15 protein-coding genes are annotated in these 20211 nt (G+C 66.7%); 6 read left to right on the top strand and 9 right to left on the bottom strand.

Annotation, left to right across the window (positions count from 1 at the left end; translation table 11 throughout):
• Window positions 1-23 precede the first annotated feature (23 nt).
• Both ATCM_RS00495 and ATCM_RS00490 read right to left on the bottom strand, forming a co-directional pair.
• On the bottom strand, window positions 24-938 hold the full coding sequence (locus tag ATCM_RS00495) for an AEC family transporter (RefSeq protein WP_132862344.1): 915 nt from the start codon (window positions 936-938) through the stop codon (window positions 24-26).
• Window positions 939-1029: 91 nt separating this feature from the next.
• Entirely contained in the window at window positions 1030-1665 is a 636-nt protein-coding gene (locus ATCM_RS00490; protein ID WP_132862343.1) for a tetratricopeptide repeat protein, read from the bottom strand.
• Between the two features lie 173 nt (window positions 1666-1838).
• Here ATCM_RS00490 and ATCM_RS00485 point away from each other — a divergent pair, with 173 nt between their 5' ends.
• Window positions 1839-5549 (top strand): indolepyruvate ferredoxin oxidoreductase family protein, encoded by a 3711-nt coding sequence (locus ATCM_RS00485; protein WP_132862342.1) that lies wholly within the window; start codon window positions 1839-1841, stop codon window positions 5547-5549.
• Window positions 5550-5721: 172 nt separating this feature from the next.
• On the opposite strand, the gene ATCM_RS00480 is transcribed toward ATCM_RS00485, so the two are convergent.
• The 4 genes from ATCM_RS00480 to ATCM_RS00465 all read right to left on the bottom strand — a co-directional run bounded on the left by ATCM_RS00480 (window position 5722) and on the right by ATCM_RS00465 (window position 8371).
• Window positions 5722-6126 (bottom strand): hypothetical protein, encoded by a 405-nt coding sequence (locus ATCM_RS00480; protein ID WP_132862341.1) that lies wholly within the window; start codon window positions 6124-6126, stop codon window positions 5722-5724.
• A 282-nt stretch (window positions 6127-6408) separates the two neighbouring features.
• On the bottom strand, window positions 6409-7215 hold the full coding sequence (locus ATCM_RS00475) for a pirin family protein (protein ID WP_243693930.1): 807 nt from the start codon (window positions 7213-7215) through the stop codon (window positions 6409-6411).
• Window positions 7216-7319: 104 nt separating this feature from the next.
• Entirely contained in the window at window positions 7320-7733 is a 414-nt protein-coding gene (locus ATCM_RS00470) for a DoxX family protein (RefSeq protein WP_132862339.1), read from the bottom strand.
• The gene (locus tag ATCM_RS00465; RefSeq protein ID WP_132862338.1) at window positions 7730-8371 is read right to left on the bottom strand and encodes an isochorismatase family protein; all 642 of its coding nucleotides are present in this window, start codon (window positions 8369-8371) and stop codon (window positions 7730-7732) included. Before ATCM_RS00465 ends, ATCM_RS00470 begins: the two co-directional genes overlap by 4 nt.
• A 122-nt stretch (window positions 8372-8493) precedes the next feature.
• Between ATCM_RS00465 and ATCM_RS00460 the strand changes: the two genes are divergently transcribed.
• A complete protein-coding gene (locus ATCM_RS00460) occupies window positions 8494-9357 on the top strand; it encodes a LysR family transcriptional regulator (RefSeq protein WP_132862337.1) in 864 nt (287 codons plus the stop codon).
• A gap of 988 nt (window positions 9358-10345) precedes the next feature.
• Here ATCM_RS00460 and ATCM_RS00455 read toward each other — a convergent pair.
• Window positions 10346-11299, bottom strand: coding sequence for an AraC family transcriptional regulator (locus tag ATCM_RS00455; RefSeq protein WP_132862336.1), 954 nt, complete (start codon window positions 11297-11299; stop codon window positions 10346-10348).
• A gap of 134 nt (window positions 11300-11433) precedes the next feature.
• Between ATCM_RS00455 and ATCM_RS00450 the strand changes: the two genes are divergently transcribed.
• Genes ATCM_RS00450 through ATCM_RS00440 form a run of 3 tightly spaced genes read left to right on the top strand, consistent with a single transcriptional unit; the run spans window position 11434 to window position 15299 of the window.
• Window positions 11434-11820 carry a hypothetical protein gene (locus ATCM_RS00450; RefSeq protein ID WP_132862335.1) on the top strand — a complete coding sequence of 129 codons (387 nt, stop codon included), beginning with the start codon at window positions 11434-11436 and terminating at the stop codon, window positions 11818-11820.
• Window positions 11810-13030: an MFS transporter gene (locus ATCM_RS00445; protein ID WP_132862334.1), complete on the top strand. Its 1221-nt coding sequence runs from the start codon at window positions 11810-11812 to the stop codon at window positions 13028-13030. Before ATCM_RS00450 ends, ATCM_RS00445 begins: the two co-directional genes overlap by 11 nt.
• Before the next feature lie 19 nt (window positions 13031-13049).
• Complete coding sequence (locus ATCM_RS00440; RefSeq protein WP_132862333.1) at window positions 13050-15299, top strand: TonB-dependent receptor; 2250 nt, start codon at window positions 13050-13052, stop codon at window positions 15297-15299.
• A gap of 475 nt (window positions 15300-15774) precedes the next feature.
• Here the strand turns inward: ATCM_RS00440 and ATCM_RS00435 are convergent, their stop codons facing one another.
• Both ATCM_RS00435 and ATCM_RS00430 read right to left on the bottom strand, forming a co-directional pair.
• The gene (locus ATCM_RS00435; protein ID WP_243693929.1) at window positions 15775-17682 is read right to left on the bottom strand and encodes a peptidase M61; all 1908 of its coding nucleotides are present in this window, start codon (window positions 17680-17682) and stop codon (window positions 15775-15777) included.
• Window positions 17683-17725: 43 nt separating this feature from the next.
• The gene (locus ATCM_RS00430; RefSeq protein WP_132862332.1) at window positions 17726-18352 is read right to left on the bottom strand and encodes a DUF938 domain-containing protein; all 627 of its coding nucleotides are present in this window, start codon (window positions 18350-18352) and stop codon (window positions 17726-17728) included.
• A gap of 152 nt (window positions 18353-18504) precedes the next feature.
• Between ATCM_RS00430 and ATCM_RS00425 the strand changes: the two genes are divergently transcribed.
• Complete coding sequence (locus ATCM_RS00425; protein ID WP_132862331.1) at window positions 18505-20133, top strand: TldD/PmbA family protein; 1629 nt, start codon at window positions 18505-18507, stop codon at window positions 20131-20133.
• Window positions 20134-20211 lie beyond the last annotated feature (78 nt).

Genomic DNA, 20211 nt, shown 5'->3' with positions numbered 1-20211 from the left:
TGAAATTCGTCGCCGTGCGCGCATCACCCCAGATGATGCAGCACCCACACCCACGCCGGCAGGGTCACCAGCGACAGCACGATGCCATACCCCACCATCGCCGCGGCCAGGCGCGGCGCCAGCCGGTGCGAGATGGCCAGCGCGGCGGCGGTGATCATGGTCGGCATGGCCGTCTCCAGCACGTTAACCTGCAGCATCTCACCACGCAGGCCAAAGGCCAGTGACAGCGGCAGGGCCACCGCCGGCAACACCAGCAGCTTGAGCAGCAGACCCACCGCCAGGGGCGCCAGCTCGGCACGCGACAGGCGCAACTGGATGGTGAGGCCGACCGCCAGCATCACCAGCGGCAACATCGCGTCGGCCAGGCTCTTCAAGGCCGAGGCGACCCACGACGGCGGCTCGGCCGGCATCAGCGTCACCGCGAACAGCAGCGCCCACAGCGGCGGGAAGCGGAGGATGCGCAGCAGGATCTCGCCGGCGGTGGGCGGCGCATCGCCGCTGTAGCGGGCCAGCACGTACAGGCCGAAGGTCGAGAGCAGCACGAAGGTGCCGAACTGGTCGTAGACCACGGCGTACGGCAAGGCATGGTCGCCCAGCAGTGCACGCACCATCGGATAGCCGATGAAGCTGGAATTGCACAACGCCACGCACAGCAGCAGCACCGCATGCACCTGCCGCTCGAAGCCGAACAGGCGCGTGGCCAGGCTGACCAGGCCCACGCTCAACAGCATCAACAGCCAGGGAGTGGCGATGATGCCGGCCAGTGACAGGTCCAGCTGCAGGCGCGGCACGTAGGTGAGCACTGCGGCGGGAAGGCACAGGTACAGCACCACGCGGTTGAGCGTGTCGGCGGCGTTGTCCGGGAAGGTACGCCGTCGTGCGAAGACCATGCCCAGCGCGAGCATGGCCAAGATCAGTGCGAATGCATCGAAAGCCATGCCGCAAGCATGCCCTGCCGGGCCGCGCCATTGGAATCGGCAATCGTCCGGATGTGGTCAAGCCCCGCCCGGCCTGCGGGCGGGGCGGTGGTCAGGGCCAGGCCGGCGGATTGGCCGCCCAGGCCTGCTGCACCTCGGCCAGCTGCGCGCGCTCGGCATCGGTCCAGGCCGGCAACAGGCGCGCGAACTCGGCGCTGCTGCCCCATTGGGTGGGCTCGGTACGCACGGCGGCGGCATACCAGGCCAGCGCATCGGCCTTGTTGCCCTGCTTCCACAGTGCCAGCGCCAGGGTCGGCGGCAGCCAGCCGGGGTTGCCGCGCGCACTCTCGGCCGCGCGCGTCCACAGGCCCAGGGCGGCATCGACCTCGCCCCGGCGATACAGGTCCCAGCCCTGGTTCCAGCGCAGGCCGCGCATCTGCACCGAAGACTCGCTCACCGTCGCATAGGCTTCCTGGTACAGCTTGGCCCCCAGTTCATCGCGGCCCTCGGCATAGGCGATGCTGGCCAGCTGCACGGTCGCTTCCAGCCCCTTGCGGCCGCGCTCGCGCAGCTTCATCAGCTGGTCCACCACGTCGGCCTGCTCCGGCGGCACCGCCTGGATCGGCTTGGCCGCCGTGTCCTCGTCGAAATAGAACTCGTTGATCTTCGGAAGGCCTTCGGCCCATGCATTGGAAAACAACAGCCCGGCCAGCACGGTGCCGGCGACCAGACGCCTGATCATCCCCATCACAGCAATCCCCGTATCCCGATTTTCACATCCAGCCCCCGATCCTAACCCGCAAGGCGGCCCGTGTGCGATTGCAGCAGGGGGGGGCTGAAACGGCCACTGCTACAATCGCCGGCTGCCACGCGCGCCGCCAGCGGCGCCAGCCGCCAGCCGTTTTTTGCAATGGGCCAGCCATGACCAGCACTGCCGAACTTACCTCGCCCGCGTCCGCCAATGACCCGCTGATCGGGGTCCGCGACCGCGACTACACGCTGGACCACAAGTACACGCGCACCGACGGCCGCATCTACCTGAGCGGGGTACAGGCACTGGTACGGCTGCCGCTGATGCAGCAGCAGCGTGACCTGGCGGCGGGGCTGAACACCGGCGGCTTCATCAGCGGCTATCGTGGCTCGCCGCTGGGCGGCTTCGACCTGGAGCTGTGGCGTGCGCGCAAGCACCTGGAAGCAGCCAAGGTGAAGTTCGTGCCCGGCCTCAACGAGGACCTCGGCGCGACCATGGTCTGGGGCACCCAGCAGACCAACCTGTTCCCCGGCGCCAACGTCGATGGCGTGTTCGGCATGTGGTACGGCAAGGGCCCGGGCGTGGACCGCTGCGGCGACGTGTTCAAGCACGGCAATGCCGCCGGCACCTCCAGGCACGGCGGTGTATTGGCGCTGGCCGCCGACGACCATGCCTGCCGCAGCTCGACCCTGCCGCATGGCAGCGAGGAGGAGTTCGTCAGCGCGATGATGCCGGTGCTGAACCCGGCCGGGGTGCAGGACATCCTGGACATGGGCCTGGTCGGCTGGGCGATGAGCCGCTACACCGGCCGCTGGATCGGCTTCAAGACCATCGCCGAGACGGTGGAATCCTCCGCATCGGTGGACGTGGACCCGTTCGCACGCCGTATCGTGCTGCCGGAAGACTTCGAGATGCCGCCGGCCGGGCTCAACATCCGCTGGCCGGACCCGCCGATGGAACAGGAGATGCGCCTGCACCGCTATGCGGTGAAGGCCGCGCAGGCCTTCGCCCGCGCCAACGGCATCGACAAGGTGGTGATGGACGCGCCAAACGCGCGGCTGGGCATCGTCACCACCGGCAAGAGCTACCTGGACGTGCTGCAGGCGCTGGAGTACCTGGGCCTGGACGAGAAGGCCTGCGCGCAGATCGGCATCCGCGTGTACAAGGTCGGCATGACCTGGCCGCTGGAACCGCAGGGCATCGCCGCGTTCGCACGCGGCTTGCAGGACATCGTCGTGGTGGAGGAGAAGAAGGCCTTCATCGAGCGGCAGATGAAGGAGTACTTCTACAACTGGCCGGCCAGCTGGGGCGCGCGCCCGTCCATCGTCGGCAAGTACGACGAGCAGGGCGAATGGATCCTGCCGTCCACCGGCGAACTCACCCCGGCCACCATCGCCGGCGTGATCGGCCGCCGCATCCAGCAGTTCTTCAACACCGAATCGATCGAGCAGCGCCTGCGCTGGATGGACGAGAAGGAAGCGGAGATGGCGCTGCCGCGCGCGCAGTTCCCGCGCGTGCCGCATTATTGCTCCGGTTGCCCGCACAACACCTCCACCAACGTGCCGGAAGGCTCGCGTGCGATGGCCGGCATTGGCTGCCATTACATGGTGACGTGGATGGACCGCGACACCGACACCTTCACCCACATGGGCGGCGAAGGCGTCACCTGGGCCGGGCAGGCCGCCTTCACCGACACCAAGCACGTGTTCCAGAACCTCGGTGACGGCACCTACTTCCACAGCGGCTCGCTGGCGATCCGCCAGGCGATCGCCGCCGGCGTCAACATCACCTACAAGATCCTCTACAACGATGCGGTGGCGATGACCGGCGGGCAGCCGGTGGACGGCACCCTGACCGTGCCGCAGATCGCCCACCAGATGCGCGCCGAGGGCGTGTACACCATCGTGCTGCTGTCCGACGACATCGAGAAATGGAAGTCGCGTCGCCACGAGTTCCCGTCCGACGTGGAGTTCCACGACCGCGCCGAGCTGGACGCCGTGCAGAAGCAGCTGCGTACGGTGAAGGGCACCAGCATCCTGATCTACGAGCAGACCTGTGCCACCGAGAAGCGCCGCCGCCGCAAGCGCGGCAAGCTGGTCGACCCGCCCAAGCGCACGCTGATCAACTCGCTGGTCTGCGAAGGCTGCGGCGATTGCGGCGAAAAGAGTTTCTGCGTGTCGGTGCTGCCGAAGGAAACCGAGTTCGGCCGCAAGCGCGACATCGACCAGTCCAACTGCAACAAGGATTTCTCCTGCACCACTGGTTTCTGCCCGAGCTTCGTCACCGTGCACGGTGGCCAGCTGCGCAAGGGCAAGAAGAGCGATGCGGCCAGCCTGCTCGACAACCTGCCGACCCCGGCGTTCCGCACTGACCTGTCCCAGCCCTGGAACATCCTGATCACCGGCGTCGGCGGCACCGGCGTGGTCACCATCGGCGCGCTGCTGGGCATGGCCGGCCACCTGGAAGGCAAGGGCGCCAGCGTGCTCGACCAGACCGGCCTGGCGCAGAAGGGCGGCGCGGTCACCACCCACATCCGCATCGCCCACACCCCGGCCGACATCCACGCCGTGCGCATCGCCGCCGGCGAAGCGGACCTGGTGCTGGGCTGCGACATGGTGGTGGTCAACGACTACTGGGCGCTGTCCAAGGTGCGCGCCGAGCGCTCGCAGGTGGTACTCAACACCTACGAAGCCATGCCCGGCACGTTCACCACGCACCCGGACATGCAGTTCCCGGCGGCCGACATCATCGCCGGCGTGAAGGTGGCACTGGGCGGGCGTGACCCGATCCTGCTCGACGCCACCCAGCTGGCCACCGCGCTGCTCGGCGACGCGATCGCCGCCAACCTGTTCATCCTCGGCTTTGCCTGGCAACAGGGCCTGGTGCCGCTGTCGCTGGAATCGCTGATGCGCGCGGTGGAACTCAATGGCGCGGCCATCGAGATGAACCAGAAGGCGTTCGCCTGGGGCCGGCTGGCGGCGATTGATCCGCAGGCCGTGCAGCAGGCCGCCGGGCTGGTGCGCAACGCGCCGACCCAGGCCGAACGCACGCCGGGTGCATTGCATGAACTGCCGCCGGGCGAATGGGAAGGCAGCGAGGCCGGCGCGCCGTCGGCACCGCGCAACCCCGGCAACGAACCGGAGGTGCGCGGCCTGCCCGCCGCCGGCCCGGCCAATGGCGAAGCCACCTTCGCCGCGCTGGACGACGGCCGCCTGTCGCGCTCGCTCGACGAGCTGGTCGCGCGCCGCAGTGCCTTCCTCACCGACTACCAGGACGCGGCCTACGCCAAGCGCTACCGCACGCTGGTCGATGCGGTGCGCAGCGCCGAGCAGCAGGCCGTGCCGGGCAGCACCGCGCTGACCGAGGCGGTGTCGCGCTACTTCTTCAAGCTGATGGCCTACAAGGACGAATACGAAGTGGCCCGCCTGTACACCAGCGGCGACTTCATCAAGCGCGTGCAGCAGCAATTCGAGGGCGACTACCAGGTGCGTTTCCACCTGGCGCCACCGCTGTTCGCCAAGCGCGACGAGCAGGGCCAGCTGCTGAAGAAGGAGTACGGCCCGTGGATGTTCAAGGCCTTCGGCCTGCTGGCCAAGCTCAAGGGCCTGCGCGGCGGCCGCTTCGACGTCTTCGGCTACACCGAGGAACGCCGTGGCGAACGCCAGCTGATCGCCGACTACGAGAAGACCCTGCAGGAACTGCTGGGCGGGCTGGATGCGCGCCGGCTGGCGCTGGCGGTGGACATCGCCAGCATCCCCGAGCACATCCGCGGCTACGGCCACGTAAAGGAAGCGCACCTGCACGAAGCCAAGGCCCGCGAAGCGGCGCTGCTGGCAACGTGGCGCAACCCGAAGGCACTGCATATCGTGCAGATGGCGTAAGCCGATGATGCGCCGCCTGTATTGCCTCGGAGAGGCGATGCAGGTGGCGCACGATCACCGGGGCGGGCGAGCCAGCGCCCGCGTCGATGTGTTTCTTCCACACAGACTGCGCAGGTCGCGCAGAAGCGGTTTGCGCAGCGACCCGGCTGTTCACCGGGAAGCGAGCCGCTCGTCAGCGCGTCTGGAAATCCATCGAGACCAGCGACGGCCGCGCCTGCCCACCGACCTGCGCCGGCGTCCATTGGACGGACAGCACCATCTGCTTCTCCTGCTCGGTCAACGCGAACCGGGACGGATAGGAGACGACGGCATCCTGCGGTGTTCCTGCCGCATCCAGCGCCACCACGACACAGGTCAGGCTGCTCCCCGAACGCATCCAAATGCCACGGGGAAACGCCGGCAGCTTCCCCACCGGCGCAGGCTTCACGTCGGCCGATTCACCGATGACGTGGTCGGGGACACGTTTCTGGATTTCTGCCAGAAGCGGCGCCTTCTCGCACGATTGGATCGGGCGATCACGCGCCAGTGCGCTGTTGGCGGTCAACAGGAATGCTGCAGCAACCACGATCTTGAGCATGTGACCCGACTTTCCGTTGGTGATGAGTTGAGGTATTCATTGCATGTGCGTGTGCGGCCAGTTAGCGGGTGGACCGTGCACTTGCCGCCGCTTGATTCTGGAAGCGTTGGGTATGGACTGCAATGCGGCGCTGGTCATATCCGGTGCCCAGCGGCGTGACCCCGGTCTTGATTTGATCTTCCAAATCTGCTTCCGGCCAGAAGCGGACATCGTGATGTCCGCTTCAACTTGCCTCGATGTGCAGATTGCGAAATTCGATCACGCAATCAGACAACCCATCTTTCAGCGGAACACTGGCACTGTCCCAACGGAAGTGGTGCGGTCTCCGGCGTCCTTCAGCCTGCGACCAATCTCCGCGATGCGGCGTTCGCCGGCTTCAAGCGCCTGCTCGGACGTGTGCACCGAATAGGAGCCAAGATGCAAGTGATGCGGATGCGGCGCGGCAGAGCCCAGCACGAATACTGCATCCGTAGTGCCGGAGGCCTGCAGCACGATCGGAACTTCGCCCGGCTCGAAAACCACCATTTCTCCGGCCTCGACCCGCGTTCCGGCATCCAGCTGTCCCTTGGCCAGCGCCAGCCAGCCCACATCGTGGCCGCTCGGCGGACGATACGTCCAGCGTTCACCGGGGCGCAGCGTTACCAGCAGATAGTTGACGCCGTCGGGTGCCGGCACCAGGCTTTGCACGCCCTCGTGCTGGCCGACGATGACGTGCACGGGGCCGACCTGCATCATGTCCTGTGCTTCGATGTAGCGACTAACTGCTTCGCTGCTTTCAAGTTCGGCGGGTAGCGCCAGCCACAACTGAAAGCCTTGGATGCGCGGCACGTCGTCGGGCGACATTTCCTTGCCGTGCCAGACTCCGCCGCCAGCGCGCATCCATTCCACGCCGCCGTACCCCAACGTTCCGGTACCTGCGTCCGGATCGGCGTAGCGCACGCGTCCCTCGGTGAAAACGGTGACCGTGGCGATGCCCGAATGCGGATGCAATGGCATCTCGGTCATGCCTCGGAGGGCCGCGCCTTGCGCGTCGAAGAGATCGAGGAAAACGAACGGCTTGACCACGCCGCCGAGATCGGAGGGACTCATCAATCGCGTAATCGGGCCGTGACTATGACCGCGCGTACGATGGACGATGAGCCGCGGCGACGGATGCTGCTGAGCTGGCATCGGGGACGACTTCATTACAGCGCTCATGCCCATACCCTACGCAGGGGGCGCAGTGTATGCGCGATGCGCCGGCGTTCCAGCCATGCGACGGCGGCGGTGATCAACAGCAGCGCAAGCGCGGGCACCGGGCTGCCGCCAATGAGCAGAAGATGGGTCAGCACGCCGAACGCCATCGTGACCGAGAGCATCAGGCCGGCGAGTCCCGCCGTGGGCCGGATCAACAGGGCGAGGGCGCCGACGACTTCCAGTACGCCGGTCACCACACGGAACCATTGGCCGATGCCGATCTGGTCGAAGACAGCCACCATCATCGGCGCAGCGGCGAGCTTGGCGCTGCCTGCGGTGAGGAAGGCGACTGCGGCCAGGATGCGCAGCGTCCACGAAGCGAACGTGATCCCACGGCCAGGCGCGACAGCGACTGTTGAACGAGTGTTCATGCTGAGACCTCCGCCTGGTTGGCCAATGCCGCCGACAGCTTCTGCGCTTCCGGCACGTACCACGTGATGACTTCGCGTGCCTTCTCGGCCAGCGGCGATTGCCAGTCGCGGAACAGTTCGGTGACCAGGGCGAGCGAGGTGTTCGGCACGGCGCCTGCGGCGGTCAAACGTTCCACTGCGGTGCGGTGTGCCAGCTGGGACATGCCGCCGACGGCATCGACCACGAACATGGCGTCATAGCCGTCGCGCATGGCGTCCAGCATCGGGAACGTCAGGCAGATCTCCGTGAACAGCGCACCGAAGACCAAGCGCTTGCGACCGGTCTTCTCGATGGCGGCGCGGAAGGCCGGATCGTCCCAGGCATTCATCGAGCTGCGGTCGATCACTTGGATGCCCGGCAGCTCGTCCTGAATCGACGCGCGCGTCGGGCCGTTCACGCCCATTTCAACGCCGACAGTGCTCAGCACGACGGGGATGTCGAACGCTTTCGCGATCTTGATCAGCAGCCGGGTATTCAACTCGACTTGCTCAGGGCTGGTTTCGGAACGGAGGTTGGCGAACATTTCCGCCTGGTAGTCGATCAGGATCAGGGCGACCTGTTCGGACTTCCACACATCGGTAGCGTGGGAGTGGTTCATGGCGAATCTCCTCGGGATGGCTGGCGCCGGAGTGGCGCCGCAGTGAGGACAGATTGCCGTCGCAATTATTGGTACGCTAGGCGTAAGAAGTGAGTATCTGTGTCGCTAAATGGGGAACGATGATGGATTTCGAGGACCTGCAGACATTCGTGGAAGTCGCCGAAGCCGGAGGTGTTTCGCCTGCCGCGCGACGGCTTGGTGTGGCGAAATCTATTGTCAGCCGCCGCCTGCTGCGGTTGGAGGCGGAACTCGGCACCCAACTCCTGGCAAGGACCACCCGCGGCGCCGCGCTCACCGAGGCCGGTAGCACCTTTCGCGAGTACGCCGCCCGCATCTGTGTGGAGATGGACATGGCGCGCGATGCGATCTTCCCCAGCGGCGAGTTACGTGGCCTGCTGCGGATCGCCGCGCCGCCGACCTTCGGCATCACCCATCTGGCGCCGATCCTCGCGGAGTTCGCACAACGGCATCCGCAGCTGCAAGTGCATACGCGCTACAGCGACCGCTTTGTCGACATCGTGGCGGAGGGCTTCGACTGTGCGATCCGTGTCGGTTACCTGGCCGATTCCAATCTAATCGCGCGTCGAATCGCCCCGCTGAACGGCAGGCTGGTGGCGAGTCCATCGTACATCGCGCAGCACGGCGCACCGGAAACGCCGCAGCAGCTGACTGCGCATGAAGCGCTGATGCAGGGTACCGAAAGCTGGCGCTTCATCGACGGCGAAAAGACTATCACCGTGCATCCGCAGGGGCGGTTCAAGGCGGACAACGGTATCGCCATCGTGTCCGCCGCCCTTGCCGGGCTCGGCATCGCTGCGCTGCCAGACTTCCTCATCGACGAGTATCTCCGATCGGGTGCGCTGATCCAGGTGATGGCGGGCTATCCGGCGCCGGAAGGCGGTATCTACGTTGTCCGACCTTCAGCCCAACACCCGGCGCGGAAGATCCGCGTGCTCATCGATTTTCTGATCGAACGCCTGGGATAGACAGGCCCGCGAAGTGCGCGCAGGCGCTCGGAGTCGCTACTGGCCGAGACGAGTCGTTGATGTCATTCCTTCGGGCGAGACTCTAGGATTCGCTTCGCATTTCGCAGGTATCTACGAATTCGTCCCCCGTACCACCACGAGACGAAGGATGGCGGGGGAACAACTGGCGTCATCTGCTTGAAGGCGGCGAGTTCGAATGCCAACTCGTATTTGAATCGTGATTCGTCAGGCCCGAGTCGTTCAACTTCGCGAATACTTCGCAACCAGGAAGTGTGTTCCGGCGGCGTTTGCACCACAACGCGGCCTGACGCCTGAAGTTCGACGACAATTACGGGCGTTACCGTATGGAAAAACTTGAAAAATGTAGAGAACTCTTCCCAGCGAGTGCCAAGCATAGGGGGGCCCGTCACCTCCATTCGATCCACTTCGGTACGTCACTGCGGATCAGTCGTTCCAACGCTCACAAAATTGAATACAGTCTCGGCACTTCGAGCGATGTCGATACCATCGCGCATGATGACGCGCTTCTGCATGTCGGTCCCTCCGATGGTCAAAGACCTGCGCCATGACGCCTAGCGCATGGGCAACTAATTATTGGATCTTGAACACCGGTTGGCGCAAGTAGTCCCCCAAGCACTTCCAGCTGCTCCGTCTATAGTTGCGCGGCTTCCGGTCCGTACCCGCCGAAATCATGAACTGCAAGCTCGTACCGAACAGAATCGCTTTCTTGCTTCGAGTAATGGCTCACGGCTGAGATGACCGCTTCGGGTCGAAAGCAGCCGCCCGTTTGTCCGAGGCACCGATCAATATTCTCTTGATCTACTGCTCTTTTCCGTCAGCAATTCCACGGAGGCACGACCTGCATTTCCCGAGCAGGTGTCGCGGATTCTCCTTGAGCGATCATCAGCTACCGGAATGTCTTCACGGCGAACCCGCTCACTCGCTTCGCGGCTGAAGCCGCTCCTACTGGGGTTGGTTCCTGCCGGGCTTACTTCAGCTGCGACGGCGACACGCCGAACTGGCGCTTGAAGGCGGCGCTGAAACTGCTGGTGTGCGCATAGCCGGCGATGGTGGCAGCGACGTCCACCGGTACGCGCTGACGCTGCAGCGCCTGGCGGGCGCGTTCCAGCCGCAGCTGGCGCTGGTGGTGGGCGATGCTCTGGCCGTGGCAGTGCTGGAAGCCGCGTTGCAGGTCGACCGCGTTGGTGCCGAGCTGGCGCGCCATCTGGGTGATGCTCAGTGCGTCGGCCTCGCCGCTTTCCAGCCACTGCTGCAGGCGTGACACGCAGCGCTGCAGGTGCGCGCTCAATGGACGCGCTTGGTCCTCCTGCGACAGGGCCTGCAGCACGTCGGCGGCCAGCTCCAGCGCGAAACTCTCCTGCTGCAGGCGGCGCACCAGCGGCAACGCCTGCGGCGCGTCCTGCAGCAACCGTGTCGCCCGCTGCAGCAACGGCGCACCCGGGCGCCAGGCGTGGTTGTCGGCATGGCTGCGGCATACCCGCGACAACCGCGCGCTACCGGTTGCATCGCCATCCAACTGACGGCGCAGCCAGTCATCGCCCAGGTGCAGGCTGACCTTGCCCTCCTGGCGGCCGGCCTGCCAATGGCGCCGGAAGCTGTCTTCCTCGCGCAGGTGCACCAGCATCGTCGGCATGCGCCGCTGGGCGCCTTCCAGGCGCAGCCGATGCCTGCCGATGGCCACGTCGGCCTCGCCATCGACCAGGAAGCCGGCGGTGATGCCCGGCGCCAGCCGGTTGTGGCTGCTGCCGCCGACCATGTCGCGGCTGCGGCTCAGGTACAGCACCACCCCGTCATCGACCGCATGCACCTGCTGCCAGCCGGCCAGCACCGGCGTGGCGTCGGCCATGCCGGCATCGAAATCGACCTGCCCACCCAGCGCGTGGGCGGCGGTCATCAGTTCGGCGCAGGTGAAAACCTGCATGCAGGGCATCCCGGGAATGTGGTCGTGCCTAAATTTTCCGTCGCCCCGCCTAAACTTGCAATGGAATTGGTAACTATTCTCATTTAAGGCCCGGCACCTGTCGCTGGGCGTTCTTTCCTGAACAGGCAGCAGTGATGGGTTTGACGATCAACGAGACGGTGCTGGTACGCGCCGTGTTCCATGGCCAGGTGGATGCGGACGAGATCCGCCGCTGGCTGGCCGGCGTGGAACGCCTGATCGTTGCTGGAACGCCGTTCTTCTTCATCGCCGCCACCCTGCCCGGTACCGGCTTCTGCGAGGACTACCGGGCGATCCAGGCGGTCTGGTACAAGCAGCACAAGGCCGCGTTCCGCCGGTATTGCCGCGGGCTGGTGCGCATCGCCGTCTCGGCCGAGGACCAGCAGCGGCTGGACACCCCGGCCCTGCACGCGGCCTGGGGCGTGCCCTACTTCGTCACCACCGACGAATACACCGGCCTGCAGTGGATCACCACCCAGTGGGAGGCCGGCGATGCGCCTTGAGCGTTCGGCCGCCGCGCCGCTGGGGTTGACCGTGATCGTGGCGCTGTACATGGCGCATGCGCTGCCGCTGTACTTCTACAACGTGGCGGTGCCGGCCATCCTGCGCAGCCAGGGCGTGGACCTGCGCTGGATTGGCATGTTGTCGCTGCTGTACCTGCCGTGGGCGTTCAAGTTCCTGTGGGCGCCGCTGGTCGACCGCTGGCACCTGCCACGGATCGGACGCCGCCGCAGCTGGCTGTGGCTGACGCAGTTGCTGTTGCTGGCGGGCATCCTGGCGTTGGCCGCGACCGGGCTGGACCACGGTCTGGGCGTGTTCCTCGCGGTGGGGCTGTGGATTTCCACCGTCGCCGCCACCCAGGACATCGCCATCGACGGCTACACCGTCGAAGCGCTGGCACCGGCCGAGCACCGGCTGGGCAGCATGGCGCAGAGCGTGGGCGTGGCGCTGGGCAGCATGGTCGGCGGCGCCGGCGTTCTGTGGCTGTACGAAACCCGTGGCTGGAACGTGGCGCTGCTGACCCTGGCGGCGATGAGCGCGCTGACCCTGCTTGCCGTGCAGGCGGTGCAGGAGCAACCGCGCCCGGCCGAGCAGCAGCGCCCGAGCGTGCTGCGCGCCCTGCGCCGGCCGTCGATGCGCTGGGCGCTGCTGCTGATCGTGCTGTACCGACTGGTCGAAGCACCGGCGATGGCGATGATCAACCCGCTGCTGGTCGACCAGCAGTGGAGCCTGACCGATATCGGCCTGCTGATCTCGGTGACCGGTGCCGGCATCGGCATGCTTGCCGCCGTGGCCGCGGCGTGGCTGCTCAAGCGCCGCAGCGCCGAACAGCTGCTGATGCACGTCGGCATCTGGCGCAGCGTGCTGTACGTGCTGCTGGCGGCGTTGCTGTACGGCGGCGTGCTGGCCGGCTCATGGTGGGGGCTGGGCGCGCTGGTGGTGGCAATGCTGGCCCTGCGCTACGTGGCCATGACCAGCTTGTATGCGCTGTTCATGCGGGTCAGTTCGCGCGAGCAGGCCGGCACCGACTTCACCCTGCTGGTGTGCTTCGAGCTGCTGCTGTTCTTCATCGGCGGCGCGGCCTCCGGCTTCCTGGCCAAAGGCCTGGGCTATGCCCCGTATTACCTGCTGCTGGCGGCCGTATCGGCCATCGGCCTGCTGCTGTGCAGGCCGGTGATGACGCGCCTTGCAGCGCCCTCCCCTTCTCCCTGACGACATCCCCGAGGACACCATGCGGCATCATGCGGCAACCCTTCCGCTCGCCTTGCTGAGCCTGGCCATCAGCAGCCAGCTGTATGCGCAGAGCACTACTTCCGTGCAGCAACTGGATACGGTCAGCGTCAACGCCACCCGCGCCGCGCGCAGCGTGGCCGAGATCGCCGGCACCGTGTATCGCATCGACCACGCGCAGGTGGCCCAGCAGGTCGCCGCCGGGCGCAGTACCGCCGACATCCTCGGCCAGCTGGTGCCGTCGCTGGCCCCGGCCTCGGGCACCACCAGCAACTACGGCACGACCATGCGCGGCCGCAGCGTGCAGGTGATGATCGATGGCGTGCCGCTGACCGGTGCCCGCGACGGCTCGCGCCAGCTCAACAGCATCTCGCCGACGATGATCGAGCGCATCGAGGTGATCTCCGGTGCCACCGCGCTGTACGGCGCCGGTGCCAGCGGCGGCATCATCAACATCATCACCCTGCAGCCGGGCGAGCAGCCGCTGGCGCTGGCCACGCAGGTCCGCCTGCGCAGTCCCTCGGACGTGGATGGCGACAACCTGGCCTGGAACCTGGCGCAGACGCTGACCTTCCGCAGCGGCACGCTCAGTGGCGCGGCCGGCATCAACTACGCGCGCCAGGGCGCCTCGCTGGATGCCGATGGCCGACGCATCGGCCCGGAGATCGCGCAGACCGACCGCCAGGACACCGAGACCAAGGAGTTCAACGGTCGCCTGGATTGGAACCCGGACGAGAAGCAGCAGCTGAGCGTGGGCCTGCGCTGGTACGACGACCAGCAGGACAGCGACTACGGCCCGGACTACGGCCCGCGCCTGGCAGTGCTGTTCAACCCGGCCTTTGCGCCCAGCCACCTGGCGGTGAAGGGTCTGCAGCTGGATGACCAGCCGCGCACCAGGCACCAGGGCATCAATACGCAGTACCGCAACCGCGACATCCTCGGTGGCCATGAGCTGAGCGTGGAAGCGTATTACCGCAACGAGAAGGGCCGCTGGTTCCCGTCGGTGTCGGCCGCAGTACACCCGGCGCTGCCGGGCGGCTTCGCCTATGTGGCGATGCAGTCCAACACCGACATCGACGTGTGGGGCGTGCGCAGCGCGCTGCACAAGGCGTTCGACGTGGATGGGCGTGCGTTGCAGCTTTCCTACGGTGTGGATCATGAGCGCGAGAAGGACAGCCAGCTCGGCCAGACCTACGACATCACTGCCTTCATCGCCAGCAATGGCTTGAACTACGTGCCGACCCAACGCCATGCGATGGGCCCGGATGTGCGCGTGGACACCACCGGCCTGTTCCTGCAGGGCGACTACCCGCTGACCGAACGCGTGACCGTGCAGGCTGGCGTGCGTCATCAGATCCTGCGCAACCGCGTCGCCGATTCACTGCCCTACACCGAGGCCATCGCCGCCACCGCAAACCCGGCCTACGCGCCGAAGCTGCTGGAAGGTGGCAACGTCCGCCATTCGCAGACGCTGTTCAAAGCGGGTGTGGTCTACAAGCTCACCGACGGCCAGCAGCTGTTCGCCAATTTCTCGCAGGGCTTCAGCCTGCCCGATACGCAGCGCATGCTGCGCGACGTGCCGGCCAGTTTCGTGATCGACAGCCGCAACATCGGCCCGATCAAGGTCAACAACTACGAGCTGGGCTGGCGTCGCAGCGATGACGCGGTGCTGCAGGGTGGCGTGACCGCGTTCTACAACAACTCCGACAAGACCGTGCAGTTCAACCGCGACTACAGCGTGTCGGTCGCCGACACCGACGAACGCGTGTGGGGCGTGGAGGCCAACCTGCGCTACCTGCCCAACGAGCAGTGGGAGTTCGGCGCGAGCGTGGCCAGCACGCGCGGCCAGTACAAGGATGCCAACGGCCAGTGGCGCGAGCTCAACGCGTTCCGCGTGTCGCCGCTGAAGGCTGGCCTGTACGGGCAGTGGCGCTTCGCCACCGACAGCCTGCTGCGCCTGCAGGGGCAGGCGGTGGGTGGCACCGACCATGCCTGGCGCGACGCGCAGATGGCGGCGGTCAGCCCGACCATTCGTGCCACGCCGTCGGCGAAGATCAGCGGCTATGCGGTGTTCGACCTGCTGGCGGAGATTCCGCTGGGCGTGGGCCGCTTCAGTGCCGGCATCTACAACCTGGCCGACCGCGACTACAAGACGGTGTACGGGCAGCAGGCGGCGGCGACCTATGGCCAGATTTCCAGCGTGGCCGCGCAGGGGCGGACGTTCGGGATCGGGTACCGCTGGGAGTACTGAGGTGAATGCTTGAAGCCCCTCCCCCTGCGGAAGAGGGGTTGGGGTGAGGGTGGGCTTTCCACTAGCAAGGCAGAAGCGCCCTCATCCGCCCCTTCGGGGCACCTTCTCCCATGCATGGGAGAAGGGAGGTTCCCAGGCATGGCATGTGCTGGTGGGGCTTCGCTTTGCTCAAGCCCCTCTCCCGCGTGCGGGAGAGGGGTTGGGGTGAGGGTGGGCGTTCCACGAGCAAAGCAGAAGCGCCCTCATCCGCCCCTTCGGGGCACCTTCTCCCATGCAGGGGAGAAGGGAGGTTCCCAGGCATGGCGTGTGCTGGCGGGGCTTCGCTTTGCTCAAGCCCCTCTCCCTGCGGGAGAGGGGTTGGGGTGAGGGTATGGGCGAAGCCTGGTGATACCGATTGGCACGAGGCTTCGCCCGGCCCCTCATCCGCCCCTTCGGGGCACCTTCTCCCAACGGGAGAAGGGTTCACGGGCTTCGTTCAACGCTGTTGCCGTTGCGGTGCCAGGATCTTCGTCAACAGATCCGGGCTGCCCTCGACACGGCGCAGGTGCGGGTAACGCAGCCCATCGCGGTAGTCGATGCGCACGGTGCGGAAGCTGTCGGCCTGCCGCACGATCAGCGCGATCGGCGTCCCTTCCTTCGCATCGATCACCGCCTGCTTCAGGCGCCCGCCGCTGTACGCCAGGCCGTTGACCGCCACCAGCGTCACGTCCTTGGCCAACCCCGCCTTGAACGCCGGGCTCTCCCAACCGACGAACTGCAGCACGCCATCGCTGCCCACCTTCAGGCCCAACGCGTACTGCAGGTCGGTCACGCCGTCGGCTTCGCCATCGGCCACCACCAGGTTTGGCGCATCGCTGTAGTACAGCTCCCAACCGGCGGCCTTCAGGCCATCCGGAGCGCTGCCGTCACGCGCATCCAGGCGCGTGCCGATGAAGGCATCCCAGTCACCGGGCTGTACCGCTTCCAGTGCCTGCATCACGTCGGCACGGTCGTACAGGCGGATCTCGCCCTGCGTACCGCCCTGATGGAAGCGTCTGGCGAAGTCATCCAGCGTGACCTTTCCCTTCGACAGGCTGCGCAGGCGCGCGTCCACGCCCAGCCACAACAACGTGCTTTCGTTGTAGAACTCGAAGGCACGCTGCCAGTCGGCCCACGCCTGCGGCTTGGAATTGAAGTCGAGGATGCCCTGGTGCACGGTGTCGTGCAGGTCGCGCCATTGCCGGCCCGGCTGGGTGGCGTAGTTGGCCTGCAACTGGGCCAGCATCGCCATCGCGTAGTCCGGCTTCCACAGCCCCGAGCGGGCGGCCAGTACCACCGCCCAGTACTGGGTCTGGCCTTCGTACATCCACAGCTCGTCGTTGTGCATCGGCCCGTTGTAATGCGGCACCCAGGTCGGGCGCGGGCGCCAGGCCTTGCCCACCCACGCATGCGCGTACTCGTGCGGCAGCAGGTCGTTGTCCATGAACGGCCGCTCGCCGCGCAGGTAGCCCTCGTGCATGCCGTTCTCGCTGGACTGCGCGTGCTCCAGGCCGATGCCGCTGAACACGTCCGACACCGCCAGCAGGAAGTTGTAGCGCGTGTAGGGCCGCGCGCCGAACACCGCGTCGGCCTCGCGCACCAGCGCGCGGTGCGCGTCCAGCACCTTGGCATCGGCCTGCAGTGCCTGCGGGTTCTCGGCGACCACGTCCAGCCACACCGGCTGCCTAGCGGCCTCATCCAGCGCGAAGCGCTTGAAGTGGCGGCCGGCGAACACCGGTGAATCGATCAGCGTCATCAACGGCACCGGCTGGTAGTGCTCGGTGCCGCCCTCGCGACGCGCCACGTCCAGTGCGGTGCCGCTCTGCCAGCCGTCGGGCAGGCGCAATGACGGCTTGACCTGGATGCCGCGCGCATCGACGCCGGCCGGGTACAGCACCACGCGATGCCATTGCAGGTCGAGCAGGTTCGGCGTCATCGCCACGCGCCCCTGGTCCGAGGCCGTGGGCGAGAGGTACTGGAACTCGATGTCGAGCACGTTGACGCCTTCGGGCACCTGCAGCGTGAAGGCATACATGTCGCCGGGATCGCGCAGCCACTGCAGCGGCTGGCCGTTGCCACGGATGACCAGGCCGCCGATCTGGTTGATCGGGCCGGTCGGCGCGTGGTTGCCGGGGATCCACTGCGGATACCACAGCCTGAGCGGGCCGGGGGCCACCGGGATGCGCTCGCGCACGCGCTGGATGCGGCGGTCGACGTCGCTGGCGTCCACCTCCAGCTCGATCACGCCGGGATAGCGGGCCTGCACCTGCAGCGCCGCCTGCCGTGCATCCCCCTGCTGTGCCTGCACCCACCAGGGCGTCACGCCCAGGGCCACCGCCAACAACCACCTACGACCGTGTTTCACCACGCCCTGCCCTCCCGAGAAGTTCCCGCATCCTAGCCGGTCCTCAACCGGGTTGGCGCTGCCAGACCAGCAAGCGGTTGTTGGCCGGCATCGCCACGTCGGCCTGCAGCACCAGCCGCTGCGCGCGCGCCAGCGCGTCGACCGCCTCGAAGTCACGGATGCCGGAGGCGGCATCGCGCGCCTTCAACCAGCCATCGAAGGCACGGTTGCTGTCGCTGGTGAACGCACCGCCGTAGTTGAATGGCCCGTACACCAGCAGCAGGCCATCGGTGGACAGCACCGCCGGCAGGCCGGCGAACAAGGCCTGCACGTGCGTCCAGCTCATGATGTGCAGGGTGTTGGCGGTGAACACCGCATCGAAGCGGCCACCGGCGGTGGGCACCGGCTGCAGGCCGGCGACGGGTTCGGTGACTGCCTGCAGCGCGATGGGCGACGGCGTGTTTGGCAGCGCCGCCTCGTCCAGCCATTGCCTGATACCCGGCAGGTGGTCGCGGTGATCACTGGCCTGCCAGCTCAGCCAGGGCAGCGCCGCGGCGAAATACACCGCGTGCTGGCCGGTGCCGCTGCCGATCTCCAGCACGCGCCGGGCGCCACCGAGGTGTCGCTGCAGCTCGGCCAGGATGGGCGCGCGGTTGCGCTCGCAGGATTCGGCATAGGGTTTGTCGGGCATGGCGGCGCCACCGGGAAAGACCGTCTTGATTGTGCCGCAATGCCACTTTCGGCCCACGCATGACCATGGTCACTTGTGCCCGGCGTGGGCTGGCGCCGAGATTCAACGGTCTTGCGCGATGCGTGCATCGCCTGCTCCGGAGCCCCGCCCCCATGCAACGCCGTCAGTTCCTCACCCTCTCCGGTCTCGGCCTGGCCGGGATGATGCTGCCCAATGCCCGCCTGATCGCCGCCGAGGAGCTGCTCACGCCATCGGACGTGGCGAAGAAGAAGGCATTGGCCGACACCGTGCTGGCATTGGCCAAACACGGCGGTGCCAGCTACTGCGACGTGCGCATCGGTCGTTACCTCAACCAGGCCATCGTCACCCGCGAAGACAAGGTGCAGAACGTCACCAACAGCGAATCCGCCGGCGTGGGCATCCGCGTGATCGTCGATGGTGCCTGGGGCTTCGCCGCCAGCAACCAGACCAATGCGCAGGGCGTGGCCGCCGCCGTGGCCCAGGCCATGGCGATCGCGCGTGCCAACGCGAAGATCCAGACCCGTGCCGTGCAGCTGGCACCGACGCCGGGCGTCGGTGAGGTGCAATGGGCGACGCCGATCCGCAGCAACGCGATGGCGGTGCCGGTCAAGGACAAGGTGGAGCTGCTGCTGTCGATCAATGCCGCGGCGATCAACGCCGGCGCCGACTTCATCAACTCGCAGTTGTTCCTGGTCAACGAACAGAAGTACTTCGCCTCCAGCGATGGCTCCTGGATCGACCAGGACGTGCACCGCATCTGGCTGCCGTTCACCGCCACCGCCATCGACAAGGCCAGCGGCAAGTTCCGCACCCGCGCCGGGCTGTCGGCGCCGGCCGGCATGGGCTGGGAGTTCCTCGACGGCAACGCCGCCGACAAGCACGCACTGCCCTGTGGCGTGGTGGGCTACGGGCATTCCTATGACCCGGTCGAGGACGCCATCGCCGCCGCGAAGCAGGCGCGCGCCAAGCTCACCGCGCCGTCGGTGAAGCCGGGCAAGTACGACCTGGTGCTGGACCCGTCCAACCTGTTCCTGACCATCCACGAGAACGTTGGCCACCCGCTGGAGCTGGACCGCGTGCTCGGCTACGAAGCCAACTACGCCGGCACCAGCTTCGCCACGCTGGACAAGCGCGAGAGCGGCTATCGCTGGGGCAGCGAGATCGTCAACTTCACCGCCGACAAGACCGAGCCGTACAGCCTGGGCGCGGTGGGGTACGACGATGAGGGCGTGAAGACCCGGCGCTGGGACCTGGTCAAGGACGGCATCCTGGTCAACTACCAGGCCACCCGCGACGAGGTGCACATCCTCGGCGAGAACGCCTCGCACGGCTGCAGCTACGCCGATTCGTGGAAGAGCGTGCAGTTCCAGCGCATGGCCAACGTGTCGCTGGCCCCGGGCAAGGCACCGTTGACGCCGGCGCAGATGGTCAAGGACGTGGAGAACGGCATCTACATCCACGGCCGTGGTTCGTATTCGATCGACCAGCAGCGCTACAACGCGCAGTTCGGCGGCCAGCTCTGCTACCAGATCAGGAACGGCGAGATCACCGGGTTGGTCGAGGACGCGGCGTACCAGATCCGCACGCCCGAGTTCTGGAATGCCTGCAGCGCGATCTGCGACGAACGCGACTTCCGCCTGGGCGGTTCGTTCTTCGACGGCAAGGGCCAACCGGGCCAGGTGTCGGCGGTGTCGCACGGTTCGGCGACGACGCGCTTTGACGGGGTGAGCATCATCAATACCGCGCGGTCGTTGGGGTAAACGCGAAACGCTGCCCTCATCCGCCCTGCGGGCACCTTCTCCCGCTTGCGGGAGAAGGGAGGGAAGCACCGCACACTG

Origin of the sequence: Stenotrophomonas sp. ATCM1_4 (assembly GCF_004348115.1) — a bacterium.
In the GTDB taxonomy this organism is placed as follows: domain Bacteria; phylum Pseudomonadota; class Gammaproteobacteria; order Xanthomonadales; family Xanthomonadaceae; genus Stenotrophomonas; species Stenotrophomonas capsici.
This window is presented reverse-complemented; position numbering and strand designations above follow the sequence as displayed.

What these genes read in the sequence shown, in the direction of transcription:
- ATCM_RS00495 (WP_132862344.1), bottom strand. Translation starts at nt 938, where the DNA reads ATGGCTTTCGATGCATTCGCACTGATCTTGGCCATGCTCGCGCTGGGC.
- ATCM_RS00490 (WP_132862343.1), bottom strand. Translation starts at nt 1,665, where the DNA reads ATGGGGATGATCAGGCGTCTGGTCGCCGGCACCGTGCTGGCCGGGCTG.
- ATCM_RS00485 (WP_132862342.1), top strand. Translation starts at nt 1,839, where the DNA reads ATGACCAGCACTGCCGAACTTACCTCGCCCGCGTCCGCCAATGACCCG.
- ATCM_RS00480 (WP_132862341.1), bottom strand. Translation starts at nt 6,126, where the DNA reads ATGCTCAAGATCGTGGTTGCTGCAGCATTCCTGTTGACCGCCAACAGC.
- ATCM_RS00475 (WP_243693930.1), bottom strand. Translation starts at nt 7,215, where the DNA reads ATGAGTCCCTCCGATCTCGGCGGCGTGGTCAAGCCGTTCGTTTTCCTC.
- ATCM_RS00470 (WP_132862339.1), bottom strand. Translation starts at nt 7,733, where the DNA reads ATGAACACTCGTTCAACAGTCGCTGTCGCGCCTGGCCGTGGGATCACG.
- ATCM_RS00465 (WP_132862338.1), bottom strand. Translation starts at nt 8,371, where the DNA reads ATGAACCACTCCCACGCTACCGATGTGTGGAAGTCCGAACAGGTCGCC.
- ATCM_RS00460 (WP_132862337.1), top strand. Translation starts at nt 8,494, where the DNA reads ATGGATTTCGAGGACCTGCAGACATTCGTGGAAGTCGCCGAAGCCGGA.
- ATCM_RS00455 (WP_132862336.1), bottom strand. Translation starts at nt 11,299, where the DNA reads ATGCAGGTTTTCACCTGCGCCGAACTGATGACCGCCGCCCACGCGCTG.
- ATCM_RS00450 (WP_132862335.1), top strand. Translation starts at nt 11,434, where the DNA reads ATGGGTTTGACGATCAACGAGACGGTGCTGGTACGCGCCGTGTTCCAT.
- ATCM_RS00445 (WP_132862334.1), top strand. Translation starts at nt 11,810, where the DNA reads ATGCGCCTTGAGCGTTCGGCCGCCGCGCCGCTGGGGTTGACCGTGATC.
- ATCM_RS00440 (WP_132862333.1), top strand. Translation starts at nt 13,050, where the DNA reads ATGCGGCATCATGCGGCAACCCTTCCGCTCGCCTTGCTGAGCCTGGCC.
- ATCM_RS00430 (WP_132862332.1), bottom strand. Translation starts at nt 18,352, where the DNA reads ATGCCCGACAAACCCTATGCCGAATCCTGCGAGCGCAACCGCGCGCCC.
- ATCM_RS00425 (WP_132862331.1), top strand. Translation starts at nt 18,505, where the DNA reads ATGCAACGCCGTCAGTTCCTCACCCTCTCCGGTCTCGGCCTGGCCGGG.